Raw genomic sequence first — 22,804 nt, forward strand, 5'->3', positions numbered from 1 at the left:
ATTAACCAATCTCTAATCACCAACCTCAATTATCCCCATCCTGCACCGTATACTGCCAGGTTTCACTGTTGTTAACCGGCAGGGCCGACATATCGCCGCGGGTCATTTGCCACCAGAAGTGCAGGCGTGGTTTATCGCGGTTACCTATCTCGTTCATGCTGTCCGAATCGTACAGGCGGCCGTTCACCATCACATATTTTATTTTTTCGCTGTTGCGGATATCATCCAGCGGGTTCTCGTTCATGATCACCAGATCGGCCAGTTTGCCCGGTTCCAGCGAGCCGATCTCTTTATCCATGCCTAAGTAAGCTGCACCGTTAATAGTAGCGCAGCGGATGGCCTGCAACGGGGTCATGCCGCCTTGTGCCAGCATCCACAGTTCCCAATGCGCGCCTAAACCCTGGATCTGTCCGTGCGCCCCCAGGTTAACTTTGGTGCCGCCGTCGGCAATCTTTTTTACATATTTAGATACTTCGATATGTCCATAATCGCCATACTCGGATGTTGTACGCCTGCGCGAGCGGGCATCCAGAATACCGGTAGGGAAAAAGGTTTGCAGGTGCTCGTTCTTCCAAACGTTGGTACGGTCGTACCAGTAATTTTCGCCAAACTGGGTGCCATAGCTCACAATGAGGGTAGGGGTATAGCCTGTTTTGCTGGCGTTCCACAGGCTGGTTACATCCTTGTACACCGGCCAAACAGGGATGTTGTGCTCAATGCCGGTATGGCCATCCAATATCATGGTCATATTAGTGAAAAAGGTTGAGCCGCCTTCGGGCACTACTTCCATGCCCAATTCGCGGGCGGCCTCAATGATCTGCTGGCGCTGCTCGCGGCGGGGCTGATTATAACTTTTTACCGAAAAGGCCCCAACGGCCTTCATGCGGCGCAGGTTGCTGCGGGCATCGTCCATATTATTGATCACCACCTTAAAATCGCCATCGGCACCGTATAAGATACTGCCGGTTGAGTATACCCGCGGACCAACCATGCGGCCGGCCTTCAGCATTTCGGCCTGACTGAACACCATTTCGGTATTGCTGGACGGATCGTGAGAGGTGGTTACCCCGTAGGCCAGGTTGGCATAATAGCTCCAATCCTGCTGCGGCGAAACACCATCCGGGCTGGTATGCAGGTGGGCATGTACATCTACAATGCCCGGCATCATGGTTTTGCCGGCTACGTCTATCACTTTGGCATCGGCGGGTATGGCCACATCTTTACCAACGGCAAATATTTTATTATGATCAATAATGATGGTGCCTTTTTCTATCACTTCATCGCCCCGCATGGTAATAATGCGGGCGTTAGTGAACGCTATTTTGCCATCGGGTACATCGCTCAATAATTTCAGGCCTATATCAGTACCCGCGGTATCAACAGGCGGGGTTTTATCGGGGCCACCCTCTACAAATGGGAAGGCATTGCGGATATCGCGCGTGAAATATTTAGGTCCCAGCGTCCACATCAGTTTCTGGCTGTCCTTGCTCCAGTGCAGGTAAGTACCGGCATCGCGGGTAAGCTTGCTTAAGGGGATAGCCTTATTGGTGGCCGATAGGTTTTGTGACGCGCCGGTGTTCACCATGGGGGTAATGTAGCAGTTAAACAACTCGGTAAAAGCCATCCATTTACCATCGGGACTTGGCGCAAACTGCGTGGCGTATTGCGATGTATACAAGGTGCGCTGGTTGGCGCCGCTCAGGTCCATTATTTTATAGGCCTTTTTATCGCCCTCGCTGCTTTGGTAGTAAATGTGACTATCATCAGCGCTGAATTGTGGACGGATGCCGTTGTCTATCACCAGTTGCGGGGTGCCTGCTGTTAAGGCCAGTGTACCGCCAATGGGCGCCATTCCCGTACTGGTTAAAGGCATAATATAAATGCCGGGGTTTTTACCGAAAGCATAACCCAATTGCTCGTTACCCTCACCTTTGCGATAGATGATTTTATCGCCTTTATTAGAGAATTTGGGCGAATAATAAAAGCCCTTTTCGGTAGTAAGGCGGGTAACCAGTTTGCTGCTAAGGTCTACAACATTGATAGATCCTTTTAGTTCATCGCTCCAGTTTACATAGATTAACGATTTGCCATCCGGACTAAATTCGGGCTCAAACTCAAAATCGTTGGTGCTGCTGATCCGTTCGGGCTTGCCGTTGGGCAGTACTTTGGTATAGATGTAGCCAGCCGCGTTAAAGGCAATCACTTTTCCGTCGGGCGATGTTGTAGTCTGGCGGATCATCTTCACCGTAAACTCATCCTGGAAAACCTTTTGCTGAAAATGTACCGCGTCGGTAATAGTTTGGGTGGATGTTACTTCGAAGGGGATATTTGTAGCGTTCAGGCTTTCCACATCCAGGTTCCAGATTTTGCCTTTGGCGTAAAAAATGATATTCTTGCTGTCGGGTGTCCAGCTAAAGTTGGGGTATACGCCAAATATAGCCCAGGTTTCCTGCTGATCATGCGATAGCTCATCATACACGGGCCACTCTTCGCCGGTTTGCAGGTTTTGCAGGTATAGCACCGATTTTAGCCTTACCCGTTTCACAAAAGCCATTGTTTTACCATCTGGCGAGATCTGCGGACGGCAGGCCCCACCAGCACCTCCACTAACGGTTTCAATATTACCGGTAATGCGGTTTAAACGCTTAATGGCGTAAATGCCCTGGTTAGGGTCTTTATTATATTGAAAATTGGGGCCGGGGGTAACATCCTCGCTCCAGTATACATATTTGTTATCGGGCGATATGATGGGTTCGCCGGCATCCTGCTGGTCGTTCTTCTTTTTTGTGAGTTGGATACCTTCGCCGCCGTTTTTGTTGTACAGCCACATTTCGCCCGCGCCCAACGATCGTGTAGCCGTAAAATGCTTACGTGCCACCAGGTACTGCCCATCAGGCGACCATGACGCGTTATTTAGTAAGCGGAAACTCTCTTTAGTAATGGAGTGCTTGTTGCTGCCATCGGCATTCATGATCCAGATATTATCGCCGCCTTCCTTATCGCTGGTATAACTGATCTGCTTGCCATCGGGACTGTAACGGGGCTGCACCTCGTACGATCGGCCACCGGCCAGCAGCGTGGCTTTGCCGCCTTTAACGGGCATAGTATAAATATCACCCAGTAAGTCGAATACGATGTTTTGCCCATTAGGGCTCACATCCAGGTTCATCCAGGTGCCTTCATCAAGTGTAAACGAAACTTTTTTAGCAGGGCCGGGAGGGGCTTCCACACTCCATTTGGTTTGGGCGCCGGCCATAAATGAAATAACAAGAAGGGACAATATCAAGAACGAGCGTTTTTTCATATCGGTGGTAAAAATGCAAATTTAGAAAAGAATGGTGCATGTGATGGTTTTGTATTCTATTTTTATGCAATCTTTAACCTTGTAACACAGAATGGCAACCAGGAGACAAATTATCAGGAGGGTATTTATTATATTAAGCAGCCTTGCGGGCATATATCTATTATTGCTGATATACAACGCCTTTACCATGGCCTCTGCTTTTGGTATGTTTGATAAGGAATACACCACCACCGGGTTGATCAGCAATTTCTATGAAAAAAAAGCGGAGATATACGAACTTAAAAGATATTTCGCTTCGAGGGTACCTGCAAAAACCATTGTGGAAATTGAATTTAAGGATGATGAAAAAATAGCGCGGTTTGGCGTATATCCCGGTAAGGATGAAGCAGATCAAACAGTAAAATTTTTAGACTGGAACCTGGATGTAAACTCAAAAAAGGTAGCGACGGTATTAAAGACGATAGGCTGGACACCACAAACGCTGAAAATGATCAAACGGAAATTAGATGCCGCCAATTGCATCTCCATACAAAGTGGCGACCCTGCCAAAATAGGTTTTAAACGAAGCGGAATGGGGATGTACTTCTTCGATGTATTTGATAAGCCTGTATCCGATAGCTTAAAGGCGCGTTATAACGATAGCTGTACTTATATATATGCTAACCGTAAGTTGGTGTTAGAGTATGGCGGCGGAGCGGTGGGGAGCCAATGTTTTCCGCAGGGGAAGTAAATGAAACACGAATGTTGTTAAACTACCCGCAATTAATCGAATTTCACGAATTTCTTGTACACTATATAAATTCGTGAAATTCGATTAATTCGAAAAAATTAGTGCTATACTTATCAATCAATGACCATACAAGAGATCCTGAAACATTACTGGCAGCACGATACCTTCCGCCCCATGCAGGAGGAGATTGTCCAGTCCGTTTTGTTGGGGTACGATACTTTGGCGCTGCTGCCTACTGGTGGGGGTAAATCGGTGTGCTTCCAGGTGCCGGCTTTGGCAAAAGAGGGGATCTGTATTGTCATATCGCCGCTGATCGCTTTGATGAAAGACCAGGTAGAAACGCTGAAAGCTAAAGGCATCAACGCTATCTCCATTGTTTCGGGCATGAGCAAGCGCGAAATAGATATAGCCCTGGATAACTGCATTTACGGTCCGGTGAAGTTTCTGTACCTCTCGCCCGAAAGATTGTTATCCGATCTGGTACGCGAGCGGATCAAGTACATGAAAGTAAACCTGTTTGCCGTGGATGAGGCACATTGTATATCACAATGGGGTTATGATTTTAGGCCGCCCTATTTGCACATTGCCGATCTGCGGGCCTTGCATCCTAAAGTGCCGGTGCTGGCATTAACCGCTACCGCTACTGTAGATGTTAAATTTGATATCCAGGAAAAGCTGCAATTTAAGAATCAGAGCATTTTTCAAAAAAGCTTCGAGCGGAAGAACCTGGCTTACGTAGTACAGCAGCACGAGGATAAGCTGCGCAAAATGCTGGATGTGGCCCGTGGGATAAAAGGCAGCGGTATTGTATATGTGCGCAGCCGTAAAGAAACTTTTGAGATTGCTAAACATTTTACCCAACACGGCTTTAAGGCCGATTACTATCATGCCGGTTTGCCGGCCGACCAGCGCTCGGCCAAACAGGAGGCCTGGAAAAGCGGTAAGGTGCCTATTATTGTTGCCACCAATGCCTTTGGGATGGGGATTGATAAGCCTGATGTAAGGTTTGTGGTCCATGCCGATGTGCCTGAGAGTTTGGAAGCCTATTACCAGGAAGCCGGTCGCGCCGGGCGCGATGAGCAAAAGGCTTACGCGATATTATTATATGGCCCGGCCGACAGGATGAAGCAGGAACGCAAGTTTATTTCGGCCTTCCCAACGTTGGATGAAATAAAAGCCACCTATCATTATATAGCTAATTACTACCAGATAGCCTACGGCGCAGGCGAGGGCCTGAGCCTGAACCTCGACCTGGCCGAGTTTTGTTCGCGTTTTAAGCTGGAACCGATAAAGACACTGAACGCGTTGAAGTTTTTAGAGAAGGACGAATACCTGGCCTTTAACGAAAGTGTTTTTCTGCCATCACGTTTCAGGTTTGAGGTGATGAACGAGGAGTTGTACAACTTTCAAATTCAAAACCCTGGTTGGGATGCCTTTATTAAGATCCTGCTGCGATCGTACGCCGGGGCCTTTGATAATTATGTGCGCCTGCGTGAATTTGATTTGGCCAAACGCACCCACATGAATGTGCAACAGGTAATAGACGCGCTGAACAAGCTGCAAAGCTTCGGCGTGCTGAACTATCTGCCCCAAACCGATCAGCCGCAGGTAACCTGGACCCGCGCCCGGCAGATCCCCGATAACCTGACGATTAATACCTTATATATAGAAGAGCGTAAGGCTACCTACCGCCGCAAAATGGAAGCCGTATTTGCTTATGCCGAACATCAGCGTTGCCGCAGCCAAATGCTGTTAAGCTACTTTGACGAGCAGAACGCGCCCAAATGCGGGGTATGCGATATTTGTATCGCCGAAAGGCGACAAAGTAACGCCGCTTCTATTGCGGATGATATCGCTAACGAATTGCTGCAGTTGTTACTCACCGCCCCATTAAAGCTGGACGACCTGGTATCATCCATCCACACCGGCACTGATAAAGAGAAAATCGAAACCCTGCGCCTGCTGCTGGATGCCGGGAGGATAAAGACCGACGGAGTACGGTATTATATTTAATCATTACGCTGGCTGTCATTATGCTTCGCGTCATTGAGTCATTACGCTTCGCTGTCATTGAGTCATTAAATAGTTAGTAAAAAAAATGCCGCAGGCATTTTGACCCAATGACCCAATGACCCAATGACCCAATGACCCAATGACCCAATGACCCAATAGTGTGTATAATACAATAAGCTTTAATTTTCTCCAATCCCCAAACCTTGCCATCTTTTTAATTTAGGGTGCCAAATCATGTTAATTTTTTAATTAAAATATACAATGCATGCATAATATTATAAGGATGGAAATTGTATTGTATATGACAATTAAATGACACAAAATATGATGTAAATAATCATACCTTTGCGGCCTCAAAACAGGGCAGAAAAATAATATAATAAAAAAAATTAAATTATCTGTAACGTTTCTGAAAATACATCGTCTTATAGGTGTATATAAATTACAAAAACTATATAATTAATTGACAATCAACAAAATACCAAATATCATGAAAACTAATATCATCACCATCGCCGCACTGCTTACTATAGCAACTATAACAAATACAGCATTTGCTACAACAAAAAAAGATCAGACTGCAACCGTATTAACAGAGGTTAAAAACTTCAATAAAATCGAAGTTCGCGGTAACGTAGAAGTATATTTAACCAATGGCGACGCCAATAACGTAAAAGTTTTTAATAACTATTACGGCGAAAGCGCCCTGGTTCAAAACCAAAACGGTACCCTGCGTATCTCTTCATACACTAAAGAAGCTTTAGTGGTTTATGTAACCGCTGCCGATCTGCGTACTTTATCACTGTATGATAACGCGGTTGTTAAAACCGGTAAAAACTTCTCAGCTATCGAACTGGATGTTAACGTGTACAATAACGCTACCGCAAACTTAGACCTGGAAGCTTTCAATGCTACCATCACTGTAAATGATCGCGCTAAAGCTAACTTAACCGGTAACGTAACTAACTGCGATATGCAGGTTAACCAGTCATCAACTGTAAACAGCACCAATTTTGTTGCCGAGCGTTTAACTAAAAAAGTAAACGGTTTGGCCGTAGTGGTTAAAAACGACCAGGAACTGGCTATTATGTAATCAGTTTCCTTCCTTATATAACCCACGGAAAGCCTCCCGATATTCGGGAGGCTTTTTTTTGTGGGATTAGATTTTACCGTTGATTTTTTTGATTTCGTTGATTGCGCTGATCTTCGATAAGGGGATTAAGAGTGATATGCCCCATCGGGGCTACCTGTTTGTAGAAGAATAGCAACAAGAGTATAATGCGCCGTAGGTGCTACCCTTAACCGTATAGGGTAGCACCTACGGCGCAAAACACAGGTAGGGTTAATAGGCTACAAACAGGTAGCACCTACGGTACATGAAATCGGGTATTGCGTTAAAATCCCCTGTGGAAACAATTAAGCAACAATATCCATCCCCAAACACTACCTTTAACCCGTTATTTATCATTAAAATCCATCTCAAATAAAAAATATGACAGCATAACCGATTAGTTATTTCAACCAAAAAGTGGGGTAAAATGCCATTTTTTAAATGTTGAAAACTTTTTGTGGGTGAAAGTGGTTGAAAGTGGAGTAATCTGCTTTACTTTTACATTACCAATAATGGTATAGTTGTGCCCATGTCATACTTTTTCGGCGATTATTCTTGTAAGCTGGATGTCAAATCACGTTTGACATTGCCTTCTGCGCTTAAGCAGCAGCTTCCTGGCGACGGGAAAGAGCCGCTGATGATCACCCGTGGGTTTGATAAAAACTTGCTGATCTACACCAAAAAAGAATGGGACGAAGTGGTTGCCGAGTTGCTGAAGCTGAATCAGTACGAGCGCGAGAACCAGCAATTTATCCGTCACTTCACCCGTGGGGCTACCAATGTTGAGCCTGATGCGGCCGGTCGTATCTTGTTGCCAAAACTGTTATGCGGCCACGCCGGCATCGATCCTGATTCGGCTAACGAGATCATTATCAGTTGTCAGATCAATAAAATAGAAGTGTGGGAGAAAAGTGCGTACGATGAAATGGTAGCTAACGAGCCTGCCGACTTTGCCGCGCTGGCCGAGCGCGTAATGGGTGGGAAAGGAAGGAGGGGCGATGAGTAATTACCATACCCCCGTAATGCTGCAGGAATGTATCGACGCGCTGAATATTAAGCCCGGCGGTACTTACGTTGATGTCACTTTTGGCGGTGGCGGACACTCGCGCGAGATCATGAAGCATTTGGGTGCCGATGGCAAACTGCTGGCCTTTGACCAGGATGCCGACGCGCAGCAAAACCTGATAGATGATGAGCGTTTTATTTTTATAGACCAAAACTTCCGCTATCTCAAAAACTTTTGCCGTTTGCATGATGCTGTTCCGGTGGATGGGATCCTGGCCGATCTGGGGGTTTCATCCTTCCAGTTTGATCAGGCCGAGCGCGGCTTTTCCATTCGCTTTGATGCCGAATTGGATATGCGCATGAATCAGGCATCAGACCTGAGCGCTAAAGAAGTGGTAAATACATATGCCGAAGCCGACCTGCACCGCATTTTCGGGATGTATGGCGAGATCCAGAATTCAAAATCCTTAGCAAAAACAATAGTTACCGCAAGGTTAAACACCCCGATAAATACAGTGGCCGATCTGAAGAATGCCATACAGGGTTTAATCCCGAGAGGGAAAGAAAATAAGTACCTGGCGCAGGTTTTCCAGGCATTGCGGATAGAGGTGAACCAGGAACTGGAAGCGCTGAAGGAATTTTTAATTCAATCGGCCGAAGTATTGGTATCGGGCGGCAGGCTGGTGGTGATGAGCTATCATTCGCTGGAAGACAGGCTGGTGAAAAACTTCATCGCCAAAGGCAAATTCAGCGGCGAAGTGGTGAAGGACCTTTATGGTAACGACCAAAAACCGCTGGATGCGGTTAGTCGCGGCGCCATAGTAGCAACCGAAGAAGAAATACAATTAAATAACCGGGCACGCAGTGCCAAATTAAGGATAGCTGTAAAAAAATGACCAATCGTTTACGTACAGAAATTCAGGAGGAGGAAGCTGAAAACGAAGCCGTAATGGAGGAGTCCCCTAAAAAGGAGATCCCCGAAAACTGGTTTATTACGTTTTTAAGCAACGGGGTGATCTCGACCGAGACCGCCACCGGTGCGCTGCCTTTTATTTTGTTTCTGGCGTGTTTGGGTATGATCTATATCGGCAATATGCATATCGCCGAAAACACTATCCGCGATATTGATAAACTGAGTAAGGAAGTAAAAGAATTAAGCTGGGACTATAAAACCACCAAAGCCGAGCTGGCTTTTAAAAGCACATTGAACGAGGTGACCAAATTGGCGGATACGCTGGGCCTGAAAGAACCCGTTGCGCCGCCGCAAAAGATCATCGTAAAAGTGGAGGAACCGCAATGAACATCAGGGCAAACATATTAATGCGTGTTTACATCGCCTTCGGACTCATCGTATTGTTCGCCGGGGCTGTTGTTGTGCAATTATGCCGGGTGCAGTTTATCCAGGGTAAAAAATGGCAGGCCATGGCCGATAGCCTTTCTACCCGGTACTTTAATGTAGAAGCATCAAGGGGTAACATACTGGCGCTGGATGGCAGCTTGCTGGCTACGTCGGTGCCCGAGTATGAACTGCATATGGATATGCTGGCTGCCGGTATTGAAAGCGAAAAAGCGTTTAATTTAAGGATCGATTCGCTGGCGGCAAAAATGTCAAGCTACTTCGGCGATAACTCGGCCCAGGCTTATTCCCGCGCTTTGCGCACCGCCCGTAAAGATAGTTCGCGTTACTTTTTAATTCGCCGTAAGGTAACTTATCAGCAACTGAAGGAGATCAGGAAATTCCCGGTTTTTAATTTAGGTAAATATAAGGGCGGTTTGATTGCCGTGCAAAAGAACAAGCGCATATTCCCTTTTAAAACATTGGCGCTGCGTACTATTGGCTATAATAACGAGAATGTAAAGAATGTAGTTGGCCTTGAGGGCGCCTACAAGGACTATATTAACGGTGAGAATGGTAAACGCCTGATGCAGCGCATGGCCGGCGGTGTGTGGCGGCCGGTGAACGAAGACGATGAGATTGCGGCAAAGGATGGCGCGGATATCATGTCGACCATTGATGTGAATTACCAGGATGTTGCCCAAAAAGTGTTGAAGCACCAGTTAGATAGCCTGCAGGCCGATTTTGGTACCGTGGTATTGATGGAAGTAGCCACCGGCGAGGTGCGCGCTATTGCCAATTTTACCCGCACCAAGGATGGTGACTACCAGGAGAAATTTAACTATGCTATTGCAGGCGAGGCCGAACCGGGGTCAACTTTTAAACTGGCCAGTTATATGGCTTTATTGGATGATAAAAAAATAGATACCAGTACACTGGTGGATATGCAGCATGGCCGTTATGATATGGTTAACCCTAAAAACGGTAAAGTATTTCTGCATATAAAAGACGCGGAGGATGAGGGCGGTGTGGTAAGCGCCCGCCGCGCCTTCGAAAAATCATCAAACGTGGCTGCGGTAAAGCTGGTGTACTCAAACTATATCAATAACCCCCGGGCGTTTACCGATAAGCTGTATAGCTATCACCTGAACGAACAGAATGGTTTGCAGATACCGGGTGAAGGCCGCCCGCTGATCAAAAATCCGGATTCGAAACATTGGAACAAGCTGCAAAGCCTGGCCCAGATGGCGTACGGCTACGAGTTAAAACTATCGCCATTGCAAATGCTCACCTTTTATAATTCGGTAGCAAATAATGGCAAAATGATAGCACCGATTTTTGTAAAAGAGATTCGCCGGATGGGTAATACGGTAGAGCGTTTCCAGGCAAGGGTAATCAACCCGAAAGTATGTTCGGACGAGGCTTTGGCCAAAGTGAAAGGCATGTTAGAAGGTGTAGTACTGGAAGGTACCGGCCATATCGTGATTAAAAATAACCTGTATAGTGTAGCAGGTAAAACCGGTACGGCGCAAATAGCCAATGGCTCATTGGGTTATGGCGAAAAAAATTCGCACCAGGCCTCGTTTTGCGGGTACTTCCCGGCTGACAAACCAAAGTATTCGATGATCGTAGTGATTAGTAACCCGCGTGTTGGTTTGCACCTGGCCGCCTGGGTGGCCGGCCCGGTGTTCAGAAGAATAGCCGACCGGGTATATGCAAACGATTTAAGCATTAACCGCCCTGCAGCCCAGCTGCATTTGGTGGGCAATACGCAGCCGCCAAAATTTAAGGATGGCGATTACAAAGCATTGAAACAAGTGTATACTAAGCTGGGCGTTAAGCCGCTGTATGCAAATGCCAACCCGGCCGATGGTGCCGACACCAGCGCTGGTATTGTGTTTGAGGAAGCAAAATATAAAAAAGGTACAGTGCCGTCGGTGACGGGCATGGGCCTTAGCGATGCCACCTATATACTGGGCAACGCGGGATACAGAGTGAGTGCAAAGGGAAGTGGCGTGGTGCTTAACCAATCGGCAGCGGTTGGCAGCGTGATGCCGAAGGGATCAACCATAACATTAGTGTTGGAATGAAATATTTAAGCGAGTTACTGGAAGGTTTGCCATTTACCGAACTGCAGGGCAGTGCCGATGTAGAGATATCGGGCGTGGTTTTTGATTCGCGCAAGGTGGTGCCGGGCTGTTTGTTTGTGGCTGTAAAAGGTACGGCTGTAGATGGGCACGATTTTATAGAACAAGCCGTAAAAGATGGCGCCGCAGCTGTGATATGCGAAGAACTGCCGGGACACACAGCAGGCGGCGCGGACTTTTTAATGGTGCAAAACTCGGCCGTGGCGCTGGGTATCGTATCGGCTAATTTTTATGATAACCCGTCCGATCAGTTAAAGCTGATTGGGGTGACCGGTACCAACGGTAAAACCACCATTGCTACGCTTTTATACAAGCTGTTTAGGGATATGGGCTATAAATGCGGCCTGTTATCAACGGTAGAGAACCAGGTGAACGGTAAAGTGATCCCTGCCACCCATACCACCCCCGATCCGGTAGCGCTGAACAGTCTGCTGAACGATATGGTGGAACAGGGCTGCGATTATTGCTTTATGGAAGTCAGCTCGCACGCGGTTGCGCAGCACCGGATTGAGGGCCTGAAGTTTTCGGGCGGGATCTTCTCTAACCTGACGCATGATCACCTGGACTATCACAAAACTTTCGACGCTTATTTAAAAGCTAAGAAAACATTTTTTGATACCCTGCCCAAAACGGCTTTCGCGCTGACTAACATCGATGACAAAAACGGCAGCGTAATGCTGCAGAACACCAAAGCACACAAAAAAACCTACGGCCTAAAAAATATGGCCGATTATAAGGTGAAGATCTTAGAGAACGAGTTTAACGGCTTGTTGCTGAATATTGATGGCGAGGAAGTTTGGTTTAAACTGGTTGGTAATTTTAATGCCTATAACCTGCTGGCAGTTTATGCCGCTGCTATGCTGCTGGATCAGGATAAATCAAAAGTACTGGTTAGCCTGAGCAAATTAAGCGGTGCCGAAGGCAGGTTTGATGCCATCATGTCGCCTAATAAGGTGATTGGGATTGTGGATTATGCCCACACGCCCGATGCCGTGCAGAATGTGTTAACCACCATTCACGATTTGCGCAAGGGAACCGAACAGGTGATTACCATTATTGGCTGCGGTGGCGACCGCGACCGTACCAAGCGCCCGGTGATGGCAGCCATGGCCTGCGAGTGGAGCGATAAGGTGATCCTGACATCGGATAACCCACGCTCGGAAGACCCGGCAGAGATCATTAAAGAAATGGAAGCCGGTGTTACCGGAGCCAACAAGAAAAAGACGATCAGTATAGTTGATCGCCGCGAGGCCATAAAAACAGCCTGCCATTTAGCTAAACCCGGTGATATTATACTGGTAGCAGGTAAAGGACACGAGAAATATCAAGAGATAAAAGGTGTGAGAAACCATTTTGATGATCGGGAGGAGTTAGAGGAACTCTTCAAGTTGATGAGTTAATGTGCAGATGTGCGTATATGCAGATGTGCAAATGAATGAGAAAATATGTGGATGCAGATATGCACATTAAGAGAATAAAGAAAATTATAAATTGAAATAATAGGAATGGTTGGTAAGCCGAATTTGATAGTTGACCTGACGTTCGCGTTCTCGCTGAAAATAGTTGAGTTCACAGAAGAATTAGAGGCACGGAAAAAATTCAACATGGCTAACCAATTATTCAGAAGCGGTACGTCGGTAGGTGCGAATGTAAAAGAAGCGCAAGGGGCAGAAAGTAAGGATGATTTTAGGCATAAATGTAAAGTGGCTTACAAAGAGGCAGAGGAAACAGAATACTGGCTAATGATATGCAAACACGCCAAAAATTATCCATTTGAACAAAACATGCTGGATGATATCCAGTCAATTATAAAAATATTGGGTAAGATAATTTCATCTACAAAGAAGTAATAGAGAGTAAATAATTAGTAAAGAAACCAGCATTTGAGCATCTGGGCAATACGCAAATCAAATCATTTGCATATCTGCACATACGCACATTTGCACATTAGATCACCAGCATTTGAGCATCTGGGCAATACGCAAATCAAATCATTTGCATACCTGCACATCTGCACATCTGCACATTAAATGAGCCAATGCTATATTACCTGTTTAGCTATCTGAATAAAAACTACAATATTCCCGGGGCGGGGGTGTTTCAGTACATCACGTTCCGTACGGCTATGGCAGTCATTATATCGTTGCTGATTACAACGGTTTACGGCCGCCGGCTGATAGATTATCTGCGTTTTAAACAGGTGGGCGAAACGGTGCGCAATTTGGGTTTAGAAGGCCAGATGCAAAAAGCCGGTACCCCAACTATGGGCGGTTTAATTATTCTATTGGGTGTACTGGTGCCAACTTTACTGTTTGCCAAGTTAGATAATGTTTATATCATCCTGATGTTGGTTACCACCGTATGGCTGGGCGCGATAGGCTTTTTAGACGATTATATTAAAGTATTTAAAAAAAATAAAGAAGGGCTTGCCGGCAGGTTTAAAATTATAGGTCAGGTTGGCTTAGCGCTAATAGTGGGGTACACCATGTATTTCCACACCGATATTAAGATCAGGCAGGAAGTGAAATTGCCGGTTAAGTACGATGCGCCGGTTGATTTCCACATGAAGAACGATAAGCCGATCTACACACAGGATATCAAATCGACCAAAACCACCATGCCTTTCTACAAGAACAACGAGTTCGATTACGGAAAGGTGCTGAAATTTTTAGGTCATGGGTACGAGAAATATACACTGGTGGTGTTCCTGTTCTTTGTGATCATCATTATCACCTTTATATCCAACGGGGCTAATATAACGGACGGGATAGACGGCCTGGCGACGGGCACCTCGGCAATTATTGGTATCACGCTGGCTATACTGGCTTATGTATCGGGTAACATCTTTTTCTCCGACTACCTGAATATTATGTATATCCCCAACTCGGGCGAACTGGTGGTTTTTGCCGGCGCATTTGTGGGGGCCTGTGTAGGTTTCCTATGGTATAACTCGTATCCGGCCCAGGTATTTATGGGCGATACCGGCAGTTTGGCCATAGGCGGTATTATAGCGGTGTTTGCCATTATGATCCGTAAGGAGTTACTGCTGCCCGTATTGTGCGGGGTATTTGTGATAGAAAATGTATCGGTACTGATGCAGGTAGGCTGGTTTAAGTACACCAAAAAGAAGTTTGGCGAAGGTCGCCGTATTTTCCTGATGGCACCGCTGCACCACCATTACCAAAAGAAAGGCTTCCATGAAGCCAAGATTGTTACCCGGTTTTGGATCCTGTGTATTATGCTGGCCATTATAACGGTGATAACGTTGAAGTTGAGGTAGCCCCCCAGCCCCCTGAAGGGGGAGTTAATGTGCAGATGCGAGGATATGCAGATGTGCAAATGAAGAAATGAATGAGATGATTTAATCGGTGAAATCAAAAAGCAATCGGTGAAATCACAAAAATAAAAATGAACGAAAACAAAGACATACACGCAAACTCACTCCCCCTTCAGGGGGCTGGGGGGCTGCTATGCATCCTTGGTGCTGGCGAAAGCGGCGTGGGGGCGGCATACCTGGCGCAACAGCAGGGGTATGATGTTTTTGTATCAGATTTTGGGCCTATTGCCGATAAATACAAACAGCAGCTGCAAAGCTGGAATATCCGCTTTGAAGAAAACCAGCATACCGAAGCCGAAATATTAAACGCGGTTGAGGTGGTTAAAAGTCCGGGGATCCCCGATAAGGCGCCGATGGTGAAAAAACTGCGCGAAAAGGGTATCCCGGTAATATCCGAAATTGAATTTGCCGGGCGTTATACCGGTGCGAAGATGATCTGCATCACCGGGTCGAATGGGAAGACAACCACTACCACGCTTACTTACCATATCCTAAGCAAAGCAGGGTTAAATGTGGGTTTGGCGGGTAACATTGGCAAAAGCTTTGCCTACCAGGTGGCTACCGAAAAGTTTGACACCTACGTGCTGGAGATCAGTAGCTTTATGCTCGACGATATGTACCGGTTTAAGGCAGATATAGCGGTGCTGTTAAACATTACACCCGACCATTTGGACAGGTACGATTATAAACTGGAAAACTACGCGGCATCCAAATTCAGGATAACGCAGAACCAGACGGCGGCCGATTATTTTATTTACTGCGCCGATGATACCGAAACGATTAAAGGCATGCAGGGGCACACTTTCGCGGCTAAGCAACTGCCATTTTCTATCGAAAAAACTATTGAAACGGGAGCATATCTCGAAAACGACAATATTGTCATAAACGTAAACCAGGAACATTTTCAAATGTCAATCACAGATCTGGCCCTTCAGGGCAAGCACAACATCTACAACTCTATGGCCTCGGGCATTGTATCCCGCGTATTAGAGATCCGCAACTCAACCATAAGGGAGAGTATGATGGATATCCAGCCGATAGAACATCGCCTGGAGTTTGTAGCGAAAATTTCGGGTATCAAGTTTATTAACGATTCCAAAGCTACCAACGTTAACTCAACCTGGTATGCGCTGGAAAGCATGAGCGCCGGTGTGGTGCTGATACTGGGCGGTGTTGATAAAGGCAACGATTACAGTATGCTGAAAGAACTGGTGAAGCAAAAGGTAAGCGCCATAGTTTGCCTGGGTAAAGATAATAAGCGTATCCACGATGCTTTTGAGGACGATGTAGAAGTAATTGTCAATACTTCATCAGCAGCCGAGGCCGCGCAGATAGCGTTTCATCTGGCTAAAAAAGGCGAAACCGTATTGCTATCGCCGGCCTGTGCCAGTTTCGATCTGTTTAAGAATTATGAGGACAGGGGCAGACAATTTAAGGCTGCGGTGATGGAACTTTAACCCCCCGGCCCCCTGAAGGGGGAGTTTGGGAGGCAGAATATAGAAACTGAATGATATAAAGATGTACAGTAGAATAAAAGTAAACATTAACAAAACTCCCCCTTTAGGGGGCTGGGGGGCTTATGAACAAAATACTCAATAATACCAAAGGCGACCGCTGGATCTGGCTGATCGTTATTTTATTGTCTATTATTTCTATGCTGGCTGTTTACAGTTCAACCGGTACGCTGGCATATAAGCAGGGTAAATCTACCGAGACCATCCTGTTTAAGCACATGCTGATGATCTTCGCGGGGATTTTCCTGATGTATGTATCGCATAAAATTGATTACCGTTATTATGCGGGTATTTCAAAAGTGTTTATGATCATTACCATACCGCTGCTGTTTGTTACGCTTATTTTTGGCAACAATGTAAATGGCGCCAGCCGCTGGTTAGCTATCCCCGGTACTGGCTTCACATTTCAAACATCAGACTTTGCCAAGCTGGCGCTGATCACTTACCTGGCACGTATGTTATCGCGCAAGCAGGAGAATATTAAGAATGTAAAAGAATCATTCGCGCCAATTATGGGGGCGGTTTGCCTGGTGTTCGTACTAATCATGTGGGCCAACATGTCAACCGCTTTAATGCTGTTTGGCGTAAGTATCCTACTGCTGATTATGGGTCGGGTTAGTATCAAACAAATAGCCATAACCTGCGCGGTTGGTGGTGTTTTAGTGGTAATGGTGGCCTTATTAGGTCCGCGCCGCCACCTGTATATGACCCGTATCGAAACCTGGAGGCATCCTGAAAAAGCGTCGGTAGAGAAGAAATTTCAGGGCGACCACGCCAAGATAGCCATAGCAACCGGCGGCGTGTTTGGCAAAGGCCCGGGCCGCAGTACCGAGCGTAACTATTTGCCCGAATCGTATTCGGATGAGATCTATGCCATTATTGTGGAAGAATACGGGTTGATAGGCGGGGTAACCTTGCTGAGTTTATACCTGTTCCTGTTGTACCGGTGCGTCAAGATTGTCACGAAGGCGCCAAAGGCATTCGGGGCATTGCTGGCGGCTGGTTTGAGTTTTAGCTTATGTATCCAGGCATTTGCCAATATGGCTATCGCGGTAGGTTTGGGGCCGGTAACCGGGGTACCGTTACCGCTGGTGAGTATGGGTGGTACATCGATACTGTTTACCAGTATCGCCTTTGGGATCATCCTGTCGGTAAGCAGGCATATTGACGAGAACGAGGAGTTGAAAAATATAGGAAAAGCGGAAGGCAGCACCAATAAAAGTAATAAAGTAGTAGTTGGCGATTTAACAATGGGGTAGCCCCCTAACCCCCTGAAGGGGGAATTAATGTGCAGATGCGGGGATATGCAGATGTGCAAATGAAGGACAACTTGTCATCCTGAACTTGTTTCAGGAACCCATCATACAGGTCACCTTTGTGATGGGATGCCGAAACAGTTCGGCATGACGGGATAATATAGATGAGATTATAAAAGTAAAAGATGAGCGGTAACAAAAATACACCCAACAAAAAACTCCCCCTTCAGGGGGCTGGGGGGCTGCGCATCATTATCAGTGGCGGTGGCACCGGGGGGCATATCTTCCCGGCTATTGCTATTGCCAATGCTTTAAAACGGCTTGATCCGGCTACCGAAATACTGTTTGTAGGCGCTAACGGCCGTATGGAGATGGAGAAGGTTCCGGCCGCTGGTTACCGCATTATAGGTTTGGACATACAAGGTATCCAGCGCAAATCTATCTGGAAAAATCTGATGTTCCCGGTAAAATTGCTGGGCAGTGTGCGCAAGGCATTGCAAATTATAAAAGAGTTTAAGCCCGATGCCGCGGTTGGTGTGGGTGGTTATGCATCTGGCCCGCTGTTATACGCGGCGGGGTTAAAGGGTATCCCTTATTTAATCCAGGAGCAAAACTCGTACGCGGGCATCACCAATAAATGGCTGGGAAAAAAAGCCAAAAAAATATGCGTGGCTTTTGATGGGATGGATAAATTTTTCCCGGCGGATAAAATCATAAAAACGGGCAACCCTATCCGCAAGGAGTCGGTTGATATTGCCAACAAAAAAATGCAGGCTACCGAGTTAATGAAGCTATCGCCCAACAAAAAAACCATCCTGGTAACAGGTGGCAGCCTGGGGGCGCGTACGCTGAACAATAGCGTAATGGCCGGACTGGATACATTAGTAAAGGCCGATGTGCAGGTGATATGGCAAACAGGCAAGTTCTATTATAAAAGTATTATGGAAAAGTTGGGCGAAAACTATCACCCGAACATACGTGTGATGGAGTTTTTAAACCGTATGGACCTGGCTTATGCCGCGGCGGATGTAATTATTAGTCGTGCCGGGGCGGGTACCATAGCCGAGCTTTGCGAAGTGAAAAAGCCGGTGATCCTGGTGCCTTCGCCAAATGTGGCCGAAGACCATCAAACCAAAAACGCGCTGGCCCTGGTACAGGAAAATGCCTGCGTTTTTGTGGCCGACCGTGATGCCGAAGAGAAATTAGTAGATACAGCAATTGAATTATTAAAAGATAAAGAGAAGCAGAAAACATTAAGCACCAACATTGCCAGGCTGGCTATGCCCAATGCCGATGATGTGATAGCTAAAGAAGTTACCCAAATAACAATCAACAATTAAGAAGGCGATCTGCCCCCTTGTGGGCAGACGCCTTTTTTCAGAGATTAGTTAATTGGTGATTAGAGATTAGAAAGAGATAATCGGTGAAATCAAAAAAACATCGGTGAAATCATAAAAATAAAAAAATGGAATTACGCAACATACAACGGGTTTACCTGGCAGGCATTGGCGGCATTGGCATGAGTGGCCTTGCGCGCTACTTTAACCGCCTGGGTTGTATTGTATGCGGTTACGATAAAACAGCTACCGACCTGACCATGGCCCTGCAAAATGAGGGGATGCAAATTATTTATGACGACCGTGCGGAATTTATCCCCATGAGTTTTCATAAACCTTGCGATGGTACGCTGATCATCTACACCCCGGCTATGCCTAAGGATTCGGCCATTATGCACTTCTTTAAGCAAAAGGGGTTTGAGTTATACAAGCGTTCGCAGGTGCTGGGGCTGATCAGTAAGGGCATGTATACGGTGGCGGTTGCGGGTACGCATGGTAAAACCACCACATCGTGCATGATCGCGCATATCCTGAAAGATTCGGGTACGGATTGCTCGGCGTTTTTAGGGGGTATCGCGGCCAATTACCAAAGCAATGTGCTGTATGGCGATAATGATATTATGGTGGTGGAAGCCGACGAGTACGATCGCTCGTTCCTGACACTGCACCCCGATGTGGCTATCATTACATCCATGGATGCCGACCATCTGGATATTTATGGCGATCATTCGCACCTCACCATGTCGTTCCAGTTGTTTGCTTCGCAGATAAAAGACGGCGGCACGCTCATCTACCGCAAAGGGTTAAACCCGCAGCATGAGGGGATCACCTATGCATCAGACGAAGAAGCCGGGGCGATGGCCAACCATATCCGTATTGAGAATGGGGACTTTTATTTCGATTTCAAAAATGCAGCATACCAGATAAATGATATTAAAATGGGTATCGCTGGCATGCATAATATCGAAAATGCTACCGCTGCCATCCAGGCTGCATTGCTGCTGAATGTTGATCCGCAGGCGATAAAAAGCGCGCTGGGCAATTTTAAAGGTGTAAAACGCAGGTTTGAATATATTGTAAAGAACGAAGGGCATATTTATATAGACGACTACGCCCATCATCCTGAAGAATTACGGGCGGCCATATTATCGGTAAAGAAATTGTATCCCGGTAAAAAGCTGACCACAGTATTTCAGCCACACTTATACACCCGTACCCGCGATTTTGCGGATGGCTTTGCCGAAGTGCTGGATATGAGCGACGAATTGCTGCTGCTGGATATTTACCCGGCCCGCGAACTGCCGATTGAAGGTGTGGACGCCGATATGATTTTAAACCGCATGAAGCTGGGCAATAAGCGTAAGTGCGGCAAGCAGGAATGCCTGGATATAGTTAATAAAGAGAAGCCCGGACTATTGTTAACAGTAGGCGCGGGCGATATAGATCAGTTAGTGCAACCATTAAAAAATATACTGGATCATGTTTAAGAACAAACGGCTCTGGCGTAATATTTTGTTTGGGTTTACCTGGGTGGTATGCCTGAGTGGTTTGGTTGTGCTGATGAGTTTTATCAAAGTGAAAAAATCGACCATGGTTTGTAAGGGTGTACAGATCATTATTCCGGGCAACCAGTACTTTATTGATAAGCATGAGGTGGATAATATACTGGACCTGAATGGTACATCGCTGGTAGGCCTTCGGCTGGAAAATATTAATATCCAGGCGCTGGAAAACAAATTGAGGCATAATCCATTTGTTGAGTCAGCCAGCGTATATGCCGATATGGATGGTGTGATCATGGTCGAGATCAGCCAGCGCCAACCGATGATGCGGATCATGAGCCAAAACGGCCGCGATTTTTATGTAGACCAGCATGGATTAAAAGTACCGCTCTCCAATAACTTCACCGCTAAGGTGCTGGTGGCAAACGGGTTTATAGAAGAGCCGTTTGGTGGTAAGGTAGATACTTTGTTTTCGCCCATAGCGCGCAGCGTGTTTAAAACAGCCGATTTTATCCGTAAGGATAGCCTGTGGGCGGCGCAGATAGCGCAGATCTATGTGAACGAGCAGCACGAGATTGAACTGATACCACGTGTAGGCAACCAGCGCATTTTGCTGGGCAATGCCGACTCGCTGGAGGTGAAATTCCGTAACCTGCTGGCCTTTTATAAGCAGGCTATACCACAGGTAGGCTGGGTGGCTTACAAAACCATCAACATAAAATACATGAACCAGGTAATAGGTATTAAAAACGATAACCTGAAAAGAGATACAGCAGTTAATAAAATAAAAACAGACTCGCTAACAACGGCTGTTAAGGACACAACATCTATTAATATAAAACAATAAGGGATATGGACAAAAGCTCAACTCACGAAAAAAGTGCACCAATTGCAGTTGGATTGGATATTGGGACCACTAAAATTTGCGCTATTGTTGGCCGTCGCAGTAAGAATGGCAAAATTGAAGTATTAGGTATAGGCAAAGCCGAAAGCGCCGGGGTTACCCGCGGGATGGTTTCTAATATCGATAAAACCGTGCAGGGTATTATCCAGGCGGTGGAGATAGCGGGAACGCAATCAAACGTGGAGATAAAGGTAGTGAACGTAGGTATTGCCGGTCAGCACATCAAAAGTTTACAGCACCGCGGGCTGATTACCCGGCGCGCGCTGGATACCGAGATCAGCCGCAAGGATATTGAAAAGCTGGTAGAAGATATGTACAACCTGGTGATGTCGCCGGGCGAGGAGATCATCCACGTGCTGCCGCAGGAGTTTACCGTGGATAACGAGCCGGGTATTAAAGACCCGGTTGGTATGGCCGGCGTACGTTTGGAAGCCAACTTCCATATTATATCAGGCCAGGTAACCGCCATCAAAAATATTGTAAAATGCGTTAACAAAGCCCACCTGGACAGCCAGGAGCTGATATTGGAGCCGCTGGCTTCTTCCGAATCTGTTTTGAGCGACGAAGAAAAAGAAGCCGGTGTGGTACTGGTAGATATAGGCGGTGGTACTACCGACGTGGCCATCTTCCACGAGGGGATTATCCGTCACACAGCCGTTATTCCGTTTGGTGGTAACAGCGTAACCGAGGATATCCGCGAAGGCTGTTCGGTAATGCGCAACATAGCCGAGCAATTGAAACTGCGTTTTGGTTCGGCCCTGGCAGATGAGAATAAAGAGAACGAGATAGTTTGTGTACCGGGCTTGCGTGGCCGCGAACCTAAAGAGATCTCGGTGAAAAACCTGGCCTTTGTGATCCAGGCCCGTATGGAAGAGATTGTAGAGCATATCTATTACGAGATCAAATCATCGGGTTACGAGAAAAAACTGATTGCCGGTATCGTGATCACCGGTGGCGGCGCGCAGTTGAAACACCTGTCGCAACTGGTAGAGTTTGTTACCGGGCTGGATTGCCGCATAGGTTACCCTAACGAGCATTTGGCAAAGAACGAAGTATTGCCAAAACCAACTTACGAGGAGCTGCAAAGCCCGATGTTTGCCACCGGTATCGGTCTGCTGATAAAAGGGATCCAAAAGATGGAGTACGAGATGCAGGGTCAATCGCCAAGCAGCGAACTGAAGCCGGAAAAACCAAAATACGCCGATGAAAAGAAGTTCGGTTTGTTTGGTAAACTACTGGAAACAGGCAAAAAGTTTATTAAGGATGACATTAAAGACGAGGACTTTTTGCAATAATTATTAACAAGGG

General features: G+C 46.5%; 17 protein-coding genes. 16 read left to right on the forward strand and 1 reads right to left on the reverse strand.

Features of this window, described 5'->3' with window-relative positions; all coding sequences use genetic code 11:
• Window positions 1–25 precede the first annotated feature (25 nt).
• Window positions 26–3,304: an amidohydrolase family protein gene (locus tag AC07M6_RS16315; protein ID WP_494891205.1), complete on the reverse strand. Its 3,279-nt coding sequence runs from the start codon at window positions 3,302–3,304 to the stop codon at window positions 26–28.
• Between the two features lie 91 nt (window positions 3,305–3,395).
• On the opposite strand from AC07M6_RS16315, the gene AC07M6_RS16320 reads away from it, so the two are divergent.
• The 16 genes from AC07M6_RS16320 to ftsA all read left to right on the forward strand — a co-directional run bounded on the left by AC07M6_RS16320 (window position 3,396) and on the right by ftsA (window position 22,791).
• On the forward strand, window positions 3,396–4,034 hold the full coding sequence (locus tag AC07M6_RS16320; RefSeq protein WP_494891207.1) for a hypothetical protein: 639 nt from the start codon (window positions 3,396–3,398) through the stop codon (window positions 4,032–4,034).
• A gap of 120 nt (window positions 4,035–4,154) precedes the next feature.
• The gene (locus AC07M6_RS16325) at window positions 4,155–6,047 is read left to right on the forward strand and encodes a RecQ family ATP-dependent DNA helicase (RefSeq protein WP_494891209.1); all 1,893 of its coding nucleotides are present in this window, start codon (window positions 4,155–4,157) and stop codon (window positions 6,045–6,047) included.
• A gap of 490 nt (window positions 6,048–6,537) precedes the next feature.
• A complete protein-coding gene (locus tag AC07M6_RS16330; protein WP_494891211.1) occupies window positions 6,538–7,140 on the forward strand; it encodes a GIN domain-containing protein in 603 nt (200 codons plus the stop codon).
• Window positions 7,141–7,687: 547 nt separating this feature from the next.
• A complete protein-coding gene (locus tag AC07M6_RS16335; protein WP_494891213.1) occupies window positions 7,688–8,164 on the forward strand; it encodes a division/cell wall cluster transcriptional repressor MraZ in 477 nt (158 codons plus the stop codon).
• On the forward strand, window positions 8,157–9,059 hold the full coding sequence (gene rsmH, locus AC07M6_RS16340) for a 16S rRNA (cytosine(1402)-N(4))-methyltransferase RsmH (RefSeq protein ID WP_494891215.1): 903 nt from the start codon (window positions 8,157–8,159) through the stop codon (window positions 9,057–9,059). The genes AC07M6_RS16335 and rsmH overlap by 8 nt, the downstream gene beginning before the upstream one ends.
• A complete protein-coding gene (locus tag AC07M6_RS16345; RefSeq protein ID WP_494891217.1) occupies window positions 9,056–9,463 on the forward strand; it encodes an FtsL-like putative cell division protein in 408 nt (135 codons plus the stop codon). The genes rsmH and AC07M6_RS16345 overlap by 4 nt, the downstream gene beginning before the upstream one ends.
• Window positions 9,460–11,589, forward strand: a complete 2,130-nt coding sequence (locus AC07M6_RS16350; RefSeq protein ID WP_494891219.1) for a penicillin-binding protein — start codon at window positions 9,460–9,462, stop codon at window positions 11,587–11,589. Before AC07M6_RS16345 ends, AC07M6_RS16350 begins: the two co-directional genes overlap by 4 nt.
• Window positions 11,586–13,046, forward strand: a complete 1,461-nt coding sequence (locus AC07M6_RS16355; protein WP_494891221.1) for a UDP-N-acetylmuramoyl-L-alanyl-D-glutamate--2,6-diaminopimelate ligase — start codon at window positions 11,586–11,588, stop codon at window positions 13,044–13,046. Before AC07M6_RS16350 ends, AC07M6_RS16355 begins: the two co-directional genes overlap by 4 nt.
• Before the next feature lie 105 nt (window positions 13,047–13,151).
• A complete protein-coding gene (locus AC07M6_RS16360; RefSeq protein ID WP_494891223.1) occupies window positions 13,152–13,496 on the forward strand; it encodes a four helix bundle protein in 345 nt (114 codons plus the stop codon).
• A gap of 188 nt (window positions 13,497–13,684) precedes the next feature.
• Window positions 13,685–14,926, forward strand: coding sequence for a phospho-N-acetylmuramoyl-pentapeptide-transferase (gene mraY / locus AC07M6_RS16365; protein WP_494891225.1), 1,242 nt, complete (start codon window positions 13,685–13,687; stop codon window positions 14,924–14,926).
• A 128-nt stretch (window positions 14,927–15,054) separates the two neighbouring features.
• A complete protein-coding gene (gene murD / locus AC07M6_RS16370) occupies window positions 15,055–16,440 on the forward strand; it encodes a UDP-N-acetylmuramoyl-L-alanine--D-glutamate ligase (RefSeq protein WP_494891227.1) in 1,386 nt (461 codons plus the stop codon).
• Between the two features lie 122 nt (window positions 16,441–16,562).
• Complete coding sequence (locus AC07M6_RS16375) at window positions 16,563–17,756, forward strand: FtsW/RodA/SpoVE family cell cycle protein (protein WP_494891229.1); 1,194 nt, start codon at window positions 16,563–16,565, stop codon at window positions 17,754–17,756.
• Window positions 17,757–17,938: 182 nt separating this feature from the next.
• Window positions 17,939–19,093: an undecaprenyldiphospho-muramoylpentapeptide beta-N-acetylglucosaminyltransferase gene (gene murG, locus AC07M6_RS16380; protein WP_494891231.1), complete on the forward strand. Its 1,155-nt coding sequence runs from the start codon at window positions 17,939–17,941 to the stop codon at window positions 19,091–19,093.
• Window positions 19,094–19,218: 125 nt separating this feature from the next.
• The gene (gene murC / locus AC07M6_RS16385) at window positions 19,219–20,577 is read left to right on the forward strand and encodes a UDP-N-acetylmuramate--L-alanine ligase (RefSeq protein ID WP_494891233.1); all 1,359 of its coding nucleotides are present in this window, start codon (window positions 19,219–19,221) and stop codon (window positions 20,575–20,577) included.
• Window positions 20,570–21,439: a cell division protein FtsQ/DivIB gene (locus tag AC07M6_RS16390; protein WP_494891234.1), complete on the forward strand. Its 870-nt coding sequence runs from the start codon at window positions 20,570–20,572 to the stop codon at window positions 21,437–21,439. The genes murC and AC07M6_RS16390 overlap by 8 nt, the downstream gene beginning before the upstream one ends.
• A gap of 5 nt (window positions 21,440–21,444) precedes the next feature.
• A complete protein-coding gene (gene ftsA, locus AC07M6_RS16395) occupies window positions 21,445–22,791 on the forward strand; it encodes a cell division protein FtsA (protein WP_494891235.1) in 1,347 nt (448 codons plus the stop codon).
• Window positions 22,792–22,804: the final 13 nt, after the last annotated feature.

Source organism: Mucilaginibacter sp. GW821-FHT07H05, from assembly GCF_059418485.1.

What these genes read in the sequence shown, in the direction of transcription:
- AC07M6_RS16315 (WP_494891205.1), bottom strand. Translation starts at nt 3,304, where the DNA reads ATGAAAAAACGCTCGTTCTTGATATTGTCCCTTCTTGTTATTTCATTT.
- AC07M6_RS16320 (WP_494891207.1), top strand. Translation starts at nt 3,396, where the DNA reads ATGGCAACCAGGAGACAAATTATCAGGAGGGTATTTATTATATTAAGC.
- AC07M6_RS16325 (WP_494891209.1), top strand. Translation starts at nt 4,155, where the DNA reads ATGACCATACAAGAGATCCTGAAACATTACTGGCAGCACGATACCTTC.
- AC07M6_RS16330 (WP_494891211.1), top strand. Translation starts at nt 6,538, where the DNA reads ATGAAAACTAATATCATCACCATCGCCGCACTGCTTACTATAGCAACT.
- AC07M6_RS16335 (WP_494891213.1), top strand. Translation starts at nt 7,688, where the DNA reads ATGTCATACTTTTTCGGCGATTATTCTTGTAAGCTGGATGTCAAATCA.
- rsmH (WP_494891215.1), top strand. Translation starts at nt 8,157, where the DNA reads ATGAGTAATTACCATACCCCCGTAATGCTGCAGGAATGTATCGACGCG.
- AC07M6_RS16345 (WP_494891217.1), top strand. Translation starts at nt 9,056, where the DNA reads ATGACCAATCGTTTACGTACAGAAATTCAGGAGGAGGAAGCTGAAAAC.
- AC07M6_RS16350 (WP_494891219.1), top strand. Translation starts at nt 9,460, where the DNA reads ATGAACATCAGGGCAAACATATTAATGCGTGTTTACATCGCCTTCGGA.
- AC07M6_RS16355 (WP_494891221.1), top strand. Translation starts at nt 11,586, where the DNA reads ATGAAATATTTAAGCGAGTTACTGGAAGGTTTGCCATTTACCGAACTG.
- AC07M6_RS16360 (WP_494891223.1), top strand. Translation starts at nt 13,152, where the DNA reads ATGGTTGGTAAGCCGAATTTGATAGTTGACCTGACGTTCGCGTTCTCG.
- mraY (WP_494891225.1), top strand. Translation starts at nt 13,685, where the DNA reads ATGCTATATTACCTGTTTAGCTATCTGAATAAAAACTACAATATTCCC.
- murD (WP_494891227.1), top strand. Translation starts at nt 15,055, where the DNA reads ATGAACGAAAACAAAGACATACACGCAAACTCACTCCCCCTTCAGGGG.
- AC07M6_RS16375 (WP_494891229.1), top strand. Translation starts at nt 16,563, where the DNA reads ATGAACAAAATACTCAATAATACCAAAGGCGACCGCTGGATCTGGCTG.
- murG (WP_494891231.1), top strand. Translation starts at nt 17,939, where the DNA reads ATGAGCGGTAACAAAAATACACCCAACAAAAAACTCCCCCTTCAGGGG.
- murC (WP_494891233.1), top strand. Translation starts at nt 19,219, where the DNA reads ATGGAATTACGCAACATACAACGGGTTTACCTGGCAGGCATTGGCGGC.
- AC07M6_RS16390 (WP_494891234.1), top strand. Translation starts at nt 20,570, where the DNA reads ATGTTTAAGAACAAACGGCTCTGGCGTAATATTTTGTTTGGGTTTACC.
- ftsA (WP_494891235.1), top strand. Translation starts at nt 21,445, where the DNA reads ATGGACAAAAGCTCAACTCACGAAAAAAGTGCACCAATTGCAGTTGGA.